Here is a 9,021-nt window from a genome sequence, read left to right as displayed (position 1 = left end):
GTTCTAAACAGCCCAACAGTACTGGGACGCTCGCGACAGATCGATTTAATCGATCATAACCCTTCAACCTTTGCGCTTTTTTATCGAACCTATCCGAATAGACTCCTCTCCAACGCTTATAGGTTGAGGAGTCCTGAACATGGGTTTGTTAGTTGAAGGTCGCTGGCATGACCAGTGGTACGAAAGCAGCAAGGACGGCGCGTTTCAGCGTGAACAGGCGCAGCGCCGCAACTGGGTGACCGCCGACGGCAACCCAGGCCTGACCGGTGTCGGTGGTTTTGCCGCTGAAGCCGGCCGCTATCACCTCTACGTGTCCCTCGCCTGTCCGTGGGCCCACCGCACATTGATCCTGCGCAAACTCAAAGGCCTCGAAAGCCTGATCGACGTGTCGGTGGTCAGCTGGCTGATGCTGGAAAACGGCTGGACCTTCGACCAGAGCCTGGGCTCCACCGGCGACAAACTCGAAAATCTCGACTTCATGCACCAGCGCTACACCGCCGATACCGCCAACTACACCGGCCGCGTCACCGTACCGGTGCTGTGGGACAAACAACAGAATCGCATCGTCAACAATGAATCGGCGGAGATCATCCGCATGTTCAACAGCGCATTCGACGACCTGACCGGCAATGACCTGGATTTCTATCCTGAGCCACTGCGCGGTGAGATCGATGCGTTGAACGAACGGATATACCCAGCGGTGAACAATGGCGTGTATCGTGCCGGATTTGCGACCTCGCAACAGGCCTATGAAGAAGCGTTTGATGGCTTGTTTGAAGAGCTGGATCGACTGGAGCAGCTGTTAAGCGCCAATCGTTACCTGACCGGTGAATACCTGACCGAGGCGGATATTCGGCTGTTCACTACGCTGATTCGTTTTGACGCGGTGTACTACGGGCACTTCAAGTGCAACCTGCAGCGGATTGCCGATTATCCGAATCTGTCGAACTGGTTGCGCGAGATTTATCAGTGGCCGGGGATTGCCGAGACGGTGAGTTTTGAACACATCAAGAATCACTACTATGGCAGCCACAAGACCATCAATCCGACTGGGGTGGTGCCGAAAGGCCCTGCGCAGGATTTCACGGCAGCGCATGATCGGGCACGGTTGAACGGGAAAGGGGTTTGGCGCAGGTCCTGACAGGTGATCGTTCCCACGCTCCGCGTGGGAATGCATCCCGTGACGCTCTGCGTCACCCTTGAAGCGGAACGCGGAGCGTCCCTGGCGGCATTCCCACGCGGAGCGTGGGAACGATCAGTTACTGGTCTTCAGACCTGCGCCTGAGCACCTTCGAACCACGCCAGTTTCTCGCGCAGCTGTACCACTTCCCCAACGATTACCAACGTCGGCGCATGCACTTCATGCTCCGCCACCAACCGTGGCAAATCCGCCAGCGTGCCGGTAAACACTCGCTGATTAATCGTGGTGCCCTGCTGAATCAGCGCCGCCGGGGTATCCGCTCCGCGACCGTGCTTGATCAACTGCTCGCAGATAATCGGCAAGCCCACCAGGCCCATGTAGAACACCAACGTCTGCGCCGGCGCGACCAGGTCGGCCCACGGCAGATCGGTGGAGCCGTCCTTCAAATGCCCGGTCACAAAGCGCACCGACTGCGCGTAGTCGCGGTGGGTCAGCGGAATCCCGGCATACGCCGCGCAACCGCTGGCCGCCGTGATACCCGGTACAACCTGGAACGGGATGCCTTGGGCCGCGAGTTCTTCGATCTCTTCACCGCCGCGGCCGAAGATGAACGGATCACCGCCCTTCAATCGCACAACCCGCTTGCCTGCCTTGGCCAGATCGACCAGTTGCTGGTTGATCTGATCCTGCGGTACGGCGTGATCAGCGCGGCGCTTGCCGACATAAACCCGTTCGGCATCGCGACGGCACAGTTCCAGGATCGCTGGGGCCACCAAACGGTCGTACAGCACCACGTCGGCTTGCTGCATCAGGCGCAAGGCACGGAACGTCAGCAGGTCAGGATCCCCCGGCCCCGCCCCGACCAAGTACACCTCGCCGGTCGTGATATCCGCTTCACCGTCGATTTTCGCCTGCAACAGACGCTCGGCTTCGGCGCCCTGCCCGGCCAGTTGTCGGTCAGCGATCGGGCCTTGAAAGACGTCTTCCCAGAATCCACGACGTTGCTGCACATCCGGAAACAGACCTTTGACCTGATGGCGAAAACGCGCAGCCAGACCCGCCAGTTGGCCATAGGTCGAAGGAATCCAGGTTTCAATCTTGGCGCGGATCAACCGAGCCAGCACCGGCGCATCGCCGCCGCTGGACACCGCAATAATCAAGGGCGAACGATCAACAATCGCCGGAAAGATCACGCTGCACAGAGCCGGCGCGTCCACGACGTTGACCGGCACACAGCGCCGATGGGCATCGGCGGAGACTTGCGCGTTCAACGACTCGTCGTCGGTTGCGGCAATGATCAGCCCGCAACCGTCCAGGTCCGTCTCGGCATAACCGCGCAACAGGCACTCGCCACCGCTGCCGGCCACCAGTTCGCGCAGTTGCGGTTCGATTTCAGGTGCAACCACCCGCAGCAGCGCACCGGCATCGGCCAGCAGGCGGGATTTGCGCAAGGCAATCTCCCCCCCACCGACAACCAACACACGACTGCCGCGCAGGTTGTGAAACAGCGGCAGATAGTTCATTTAGCCGATGACCTCAAGGCCACCCATGTACGGCTTCAGGACTTCAGGCACACGGATCGAACCGTCGGCTTGCTGATAGTTTTCCACCACGGCCACCAGGGTACGACCGACCGCCAGACCGGAACCGTTCAGGGTATGAACCAGTTCAGGCTTGCCGGTTTCCGGGTTGCGGAAACGTGCTTGCATACGACGGGCCTGGAAATCACCGCAGTTGGAGCACGACGAAATCTCGCGGTACTTCTCCTGGCTCGGAATCCACACTTCCAGGTCGTAAGTCTTGACCGCGCTGAAGCCCATGTCGCCGGTGCACAGCGCCAAGGTACGGTAAGGCAGCTCCAGCAATTGCAGGATTTTCTCGGCGTTGGCGGTCAGGCCTTCCAGCGCTTCCATCGACGTCGACGGCTCAACGATCTGGACCATTTCGACTTTGTCGAACTGGTGCTGACGGATCATGCCGCGGGTGTCACGACCCGACGCGCCGGCTTCACTACGGAAGCATGGGGTGTGGGCCACGAACTTGATCGGCAGCAGTTTCGAATCGACGATCTCGCCCGCGACGATGTTGGTCAGCGACACTTCAGCGGTCGGGATCAGGTACAGATCGGCTTCGCCTTCGCGAGTGATCTTGAACAGGTCTTCTTCGAATTTCGGCAGTTGACCAGTGCCTTGCAGTGCAGGGGCCTGGACCAGATAAGGCGTGTAAGCCTCTTCGTAACCGTGTTCGGTGACGTGCAGGTTGATCATGAACTGCGCCAGGGCGCGGTGCAGACGGGCAATCGGGCCACGCAGCAAGGCGAAACGCGCGCCGGACAGCTTGGCGGCGGTTTCGAAGTCCAGCCAGCCGAATTTCTCGCCCAGGGCAACGTGGTCCTGAACCGGGAAGTCGAATACAGTCGGGGTGCCCCAGCGGCGCACTTCGACGTTGCCGTCTTCGTCGTCGCCAATCGGCACCGATTCGTGCGGCAGGTTCGGGATGCCCAGCAGGATCGAATCCAGATCGGTCTGGATCGCGTCCAGCTCAATTTTACCGGCGCTCAATTCGTTGGCCATGCGCTCGACGTCAGCCATCAGGGGCGCGATGTCTTCGCCGCGCTGCTTGGCCTGCCCGATGGATTTGGAACGGGCATTACGTTCAGCCTGCAGTGCTTCGGTGCGGGTCTGGACGGTCTTGCGCTGTTCTTCCAGCGCTTCGATGCGCACAACATCCAGCGTGTAGCCACGGGATGCCAGGCGGTCCGCTACGTCCTGAAGGTTGCTACGTAACAGTTTGGAATCGAGCATGTCGGTTTCTCGTTTATCAAAGTTTGGTCAAGGACAGGCCGGCCCAGGTGGCAAGCAGCCCGCCGAATACGCTGAGCGCCGCGTAGCCCAAGGCCAGCGGCACTTGCCCGCTTTCCAGCAAGCGCACCGTATCCAGTGAAAAGGATGAAAAAGTCGTCAGCCCTCCGAGGAAGCCGACGATCAACCCGGCACGCACCTCAAACGGCACCTCCGGGCGAATCAAAAACAGACCGTATAGAACGCCGATCAGCAAACAGCCCACGATATTAACGGCCAGCGTAGCCGTATAAAAGTGCCGCGGCCAATTAGCGTTGATCCAGTTTCCTGTTGCGAACCGCAACAGCGTGCCGGCGACACCACCGATGGACACCGCGAGGACCAATGGAATCACTATTTTCTCCGCTGCCGGGGGCTCAAACGGTCAAGTTGGGCGAGGTGATTGAGCTTCTCGCCGATCTTCATCTCCAGCCCCCGTGGCACCGGCTGATAGAACGGCTGCGGTTCGAGTTCTTCCGGGAAATAATCTTCGCCCGCCGCGTAGGCATCCGGCTCATCGTGGGCGTAACGGTATTCGTCGCCGTAACCGAGTTGTTTCATCAGCTTGGTCGGGGCGTTGCGCAGGTGCAGCGGTACTTCCAGCGAACCGTGTTCAGTGGCGCTGCGCATGGCGGCCTTGAAGCCCATATACACCGCGTTGCTTTTCGGCGCGCAGGCCAGATACGTGATGGCCTGGGCCACCGCCAACTCACCTTCGGGGCTGCCCAGGCGTTCCTGCACTTCCCACGCCGCCAGGCACAGGCTCAGGGCGCGCGGGTCGGCATTGCCGATGTCTTCGCTGGCCATGCGCACTACGCGCCGAGCCAGGTACAGCGGATCGCAACCGCCGTCGATCATCCGCGCGAACCAATACAATGCGCCATCGGGGTTGGAGCCGCGTACGGACTTATGCAGCGCGGAAATCTGGTCGTAGAACGCTTCGCCGCCCTTGTCGAAACGTCGACGGGTGTCACCGAGCAGGCTTTGCAGCAGATCGATGCCGATCTCGCTGTTGTCTTCGGCCAGGTCCGAGGCATTCTCCAGCAGATTCAGCAGCCGCCGGCCATCGCCATCGGCGGCGGACAACAGCATCTGGAAGCCTTCATCGCTGAGGGTCAGTTGCCGCTTGCCCAGGCCACGCTCTTCGGTCAGTGCGCGATGCACCAACTTGCGCAGTGCCGCTTCGTCGAGGCTCTTGAGCACATAGACGCGGGCCCGCGATAGCAAGGCGTTATTGAGTTCGAACGAGGGGTTTTCGGTGGTCGCGCCGATGAAAATCAGCGTACCGTCTTCAACGTATGGCAGGAAGGCATCCTGCTGGGACTTGTTGAAGCGGTGCACTTCATCGACAAACAAAATGGTGCGTCGGCCGTACTGCCCGGCCTGTTGTTTGGCGATTTCCACCGCCTGACGGATTTCCTTCACACCGGCCAGCACGGCCGAGACCGTTTCGAAGTGCGCATCCGAGACTTCCGCCAGCAACCGCGCCAAGGTGGTTTTGCCCACGCCCGGCGGGCCCCAGAAAATCATCGAATGCAGGGCACCCTGCTCCAGGGCTTCGCGCAAAGGCTTGCCGCGAGCCAGCAGGTGTTCCTGACCGACGTACTCGTCCAGATTGGCCGCACGCAAGCGGGCGGCCAAGGGCTGAGCGATCGGGGCGCTGCGAAACAGGTCCATCACTACTTGCGAAACCTCACTATTTGAACAACGGGGCCCCCTGTGGGAGCGAGCCTGCTCGCGAAAGCGGTGTRTCAGMCAACATTGATGGCGACTGACACTCCCTCTTCGCGAGCAGGCTCGCTCCCACAGTTTAAGCGGCGTTATTCCTGGATTACATCGGCACCCTTGGGGATATCGAACTTGAACCTGGATGCAGGAATCGGCTCGTTGGCCTTCACGCCGGTGAACAGAATATTGGTGCGCTGACCAACACTGTCGATCAGTTGCATGTCATTGACCAGGCCGTTACGGAACGACAGGCGCAAGCTGTCGAACAGGGTGTCCTTGGTTTTCGGCTTCAGGGTAAAGTCGATCACGCCGCCGGCTTCCTTGGCGCTGATGTCGAAGCTCTGGCTGATCTTGGACACGTCACCGGACAGCAGCAACGCCGGGGTCTGGGTCAGGCGCAGGTCGAGGGTCTTGATAGTGGCCTGTTCCAGATCCGGGTCCCACAGGGTGACCTTTTTGCCGTCGGAGACCATGGTTTGTTCAGCCGGCGCATTGGTGTGCCAGTAGAACAGGCCCGGGCGCTGCAGCGACATGTCACCAGCGGTTTCCTGTAACTGTGTGCCGCTGCCGTCGAGAGTCAGCTGGGAAAAACGGGCAGTCAATGTCTGGGATTTTTCCAGCAATTGGGTCAGGCGCGCCACGTCCTTGTCATCGGCGTGGGCCGAAAGCGTGGTCAAAGCCAGTACCGGCAGCAACAGCATGCGGATAAGACGCATGGGAGTCCTCATAACATTCGTGGGGGATCGGGCGGCGCGTGTGCGCCTCCGCTTTTCAATTCAAGGAGGCAAATCAAATCAGTCGCGCACCGGGCCCGGGGCCAGGACTTCACGCGAACCGTTGGTGTTCATGGACGTCACGACCCCGGCCATTTCCATGGATTCGATCATGCGTGCGGCGCGGTTGTAGCCGATTTTCAGTTTGCGCTGAACCGCAGAGATGGACGCACGACGGCTTTCCAGGACGAACTGCACTGCTTCGTCGTAGAGCGCATCGGTTTCGGCATCGTCATCGCCACCCCCACCGCCATTCTCGAAGCCGCTGCCGGCTTCCTCGACACCGGCGAGAATGTCGTCGTTGTATTCCGGCGCACCGCGCAGTTTCCAGGCCTCCACGACGCGGTGAACCTCGTCATCGGACACGAACGCGCCGTGAACCCGAATCGGCAGACTGGTGCCCGGCGGCATGTAGAGCATGTCACCGTGACCCAACAGTTGCTCGGCGCCGCCCTGGTCGATGATGGTCCGGGAGTCGATCTTGCTCGACACTTGGAACGCCATGCGCGTCGGGATGTTCGCCTTGATCAGGCCGGTGATCACATCCACCGACGGACGCTGGGTGGCGAGGATCAAGTGAATACCGGCGGCACGGGCCTTCTGGGCGATACGGGCGATCAGTTCTTCAACCTTCTTGCCGACGATCATCATCATGTCGGCGAACTCGTCGACAACCACGACGATGGTCGGCAGCTTGGTCAGCAGCGGTGCTTCGTCGTGAATGCTTTCGCGCTTGTATAGCGGATCGGTCAACGGCGTGCCGGCGTCCTGGGCTTCCTTGACCTTGGCGTTGAAGCCGGACAGGTTACGCACGCCCATCTTCGCCATCAGTTTGTAGCGACGCTCCATCTCCGCTACGCTCCAGCGCAGGGCGTTGGCCGCGTCTTTCATATCGGTGACGACCGGGCACAGCAGGTGCGGAATGCCTTCGTAAATCGACAGCTCAAGCATTTTCGGGTCGATCATGATCAGCTTGGCGTCTTCCGGGCCGGACTTGAACAGGATCGACAGGATCATCGCGTTCACACCGACCGACTTACCGGAACCAGTGGTACCAGCCACCAACAAGTGCGGCATTTTTGCCAGGTCGGTGATGACCGGCTTGCCGCCGATGTCGTGACCGAGGGCCAGAGTGACCGGCGACTTGAAGTTGTCGTACTCGGGGGTCGACAGCACTTCGGAGAAGCGCACGATCTGCCGGTCTTCGTTCGGGATCTCGATACCGACAGTGGTCTTGCCGGGAATCACTTCAACCACACGCACGCTGGTCACGGCCAGGGAACGCGCCAGGTCTTTCGCCAGGTTGGAGATGCGGCTGACTTTCACGCCAGCGGCCGGCTGGATTTCGTAACGAGTAATCACCGGGCCTGGGTGAATCGAATCCACCGAGACTTCGACGCCAAACTCCTTGAGCTTGATTTCCAGTAAATGGCCAACCGCAGCCAGGGATTCAGGCGAGTAATTGAGTTGTTTCTTTTCTGCGGGGTCGAGAATCGAGATCGGCGGCAAGGTGCCTTCCACGGCGCTGTCGACGAACAACGGCGTCTGTTTCTCTTTTTCCACACGCTGGCTCGGTGCAGCCGGTTTTGGCGGCGCTGGGGCGATGACCGGCGGCACCTGCTTCTCGCGCTCCGACATGTGCTTGCTCAGGGCTTGCTCACGCTCGATCAGGCGTTCCTTGACCTTGGCCTGCTCGCGTTTGTCGGTGACGGTTGGCGCGACCACTTCATTCACGCGATCGTCGACCTCACGCAGTTGCGCCACCAGTTGCTTGCGTTCGTTACGGGCCGCCCACCAGCGATTGGCCGCGCCCTGGAATAGTTCGAACAGGTCGAGGGTGATCTTGCCGGTGAGGTCCATCACCTTGAACCACGACAGATCGGTAAACACCGTCAGGCCGAACAGGAACAGGGCGATGAGCAGCAATGTGCTGCCCTGAACGTTCAGCGCGTTCCTGGCCAGATCGCCGAGGCTTTCTCCCAGCGCACCGCCTGCACCCGCCGGCAGACCGGTGGCGGCGTGGAAATGGATGTGCGCCAGCGCAGCACCGGACAGCACCAGGAACACCAGGCCAATCAGGCGCCAGGAGAACAGCCAGCCGCTCCACTGCCACGGCTCGTGGCGCTGACGGAAGATCTGATAGACCTTGACCGCGAGCAACAGCGGGAAGATGTAGGCGAAGTAACCCAGCACCATGAACAGGATGTCGGCGCTGTAAGAACCGGCGGGGCCACCGAAATTCTGCACGTCATCGATTTTGCTGTTATGGCTCCAGCCCGGATCGTCCTTGCCGTAGGTCAGCAAGGCCATCATCAGGAACAGGCACAGGGCGCCAATGGCGATCAATGCACCTTCCTTGAGCCGGTAGTGCAAATGCTGGCGCCAGAGCGGAACAACTGTTTTGGGTGCTGCGGTGGATTTCTTCAAAACGTTACTTTTCCTGCGCCTGGGGCGCGTCCATCTGTTGAATGACTATAAAAACTGCCCAATCTAGGCAGGTAAAAAAGTTAACAAGCGTAACCGGGACTACTTTTAACAC

General features: G+C 60.1%; 7 protein-coding genes. 1 reads left to right on the top strand and 6 read right to left on the bottom strand.

What is annotated here, in order from left to right:
* Positions 1-139: 139 nt before the first annotated feature.
* Positions 140-1,141, top strand: a complete 1,002-nt coding sequence (locus tag AC1DRJ_RS13885; protein ID WP_477802660.1) for a glutathione S-transferase family protein — start codon at positions 140-142, stop codon at positions 1,139-1,141.
* A 128-nt stretch (positions 1,142-1,269) separates the two neighbouring features.
* Here AC1DRJ_RS13885 and cysG read toward each other — a convergent pair whose 3' ends face one another.
* From cysG to AC1DRJ_RS13855, 6 genes are all read right to left on the bottom strand, one after another.
* Positions 1,270-2,664 (bottom strand): siroheme synthase CysG, encoded by a 1,395-nt coding sequence (gene cysG / locus AC1DRJ_RS13880; RefSeq protein WP_477802659.1) that lies wholly within the window; start codon positions 2,662-2,664, stop codon positions 1,270-1,272.
* Complete coding sequence (serS, locus tag AC1DRJ_RS13875) at positions 2,665-3,945, bottom strand: serine--tRNA ligase (protein WP_477802658.1); 1,281 nt, start codon at positions 3,943-3,945, stop codon at positions 2,665-2,667.
* A 16-nt stretch (positions 3,946-3,961) separates the two neighbouring features.
* The gene (gene crcB / locus AC1DRJ_RS13870; RefSeq protein WP_477802657.1) at positions 3,962-4,336 is read right to left on the bottom strand and encodes a fluoride efflux transporter CrcB; all 375 of its coding nucleotides are present in this window, start codon (positions 4,334-4,336) and stop codon (positions 3,962-3,964) included.
* The gene (locus AC1DRJ_RS13865) at positions 4,336-5,658 is read right to left on the bottom strand and encodes a replication-associated recombination protein A (protein WP_477802656.1); all 1,323 of its coding nucleotides are present in this window, start codon (positions 5,656-5,658) and stop codon (positions 4,336-4,338) included. Before AC1DRJ_RS13865 ends, crcB begins: the two co-directional genes overlap by 1 nt.
* A gap of 143 nt (positions 5,659-5,801) precedes the next feature.
* Positions 5,802-6,425 (bottom strand): outer membrane lipoprotein periplasmic chaperone LolA, encoded by a 624-nt coding sequence (gene lolA / locus AC1DRJ_RS13860; RefSeq protein ID WP_477802655.1) that lies wholly within the window; start codon positions 6,423-6,425, stop codon positions 5,802-5,804.
* Between the two features lie 78 nt (positions 6,426-6,503).
* A complete protein-coding gene (locus AC1DRJ_RS13855) occupies positions 6,504-8,909 on the bottom strand; it encodes a DNA translocase FtsK (protein ID WP_477802654.1) in 2,406 nt (801 codons plus the stop codon).
* Between the last annotated feature and the right edge of the window lie 112 nt (positions 8,910-9,021).

Source organism: Pseudomonas sp. P5_B2 (assembly GCF_056400445.1).
This window is presented reverse-complemented; position numbering and strand designations above follow the sequence as displayed.

Coding starts and splice junctions, on each gene's coding strand:
- cysG (WP_477802659.1), bottom strand. CDS start 2,664: ATGAACTATCTGCCGCTGTTTCACAACCTGCGCGGCAGTCGTGTGTTG.
- AC1DRJ_RS13865 (WP_477802656.1), bottom strand. CDS start 5,658: ATGGACCTGTTTCGCAGCGCCCCGATCGCTCAGCCCTTGGCCGCCCGC.
- serS (WP_477802658.1), bottom strand. CDS start 3,945: ATGCTCGATTCCAAACTGTTACGTAGCAACCTTCAGGACGTAGCGGAC.
- AC1DRJ_RS13885 (WP_477802660.1), top strand. CDS start 140: ATGGGTTTGTTAGTTGAAGGTCGCTGGCATGACCAGTGGTACGAAAGC.
- lolA (WP_477802655.1), bottom strand. CDS start 6,425: ATGCGTCTTATCCGCATGCTGTTGCTGCCGGTACTGGCTTTGACCACG.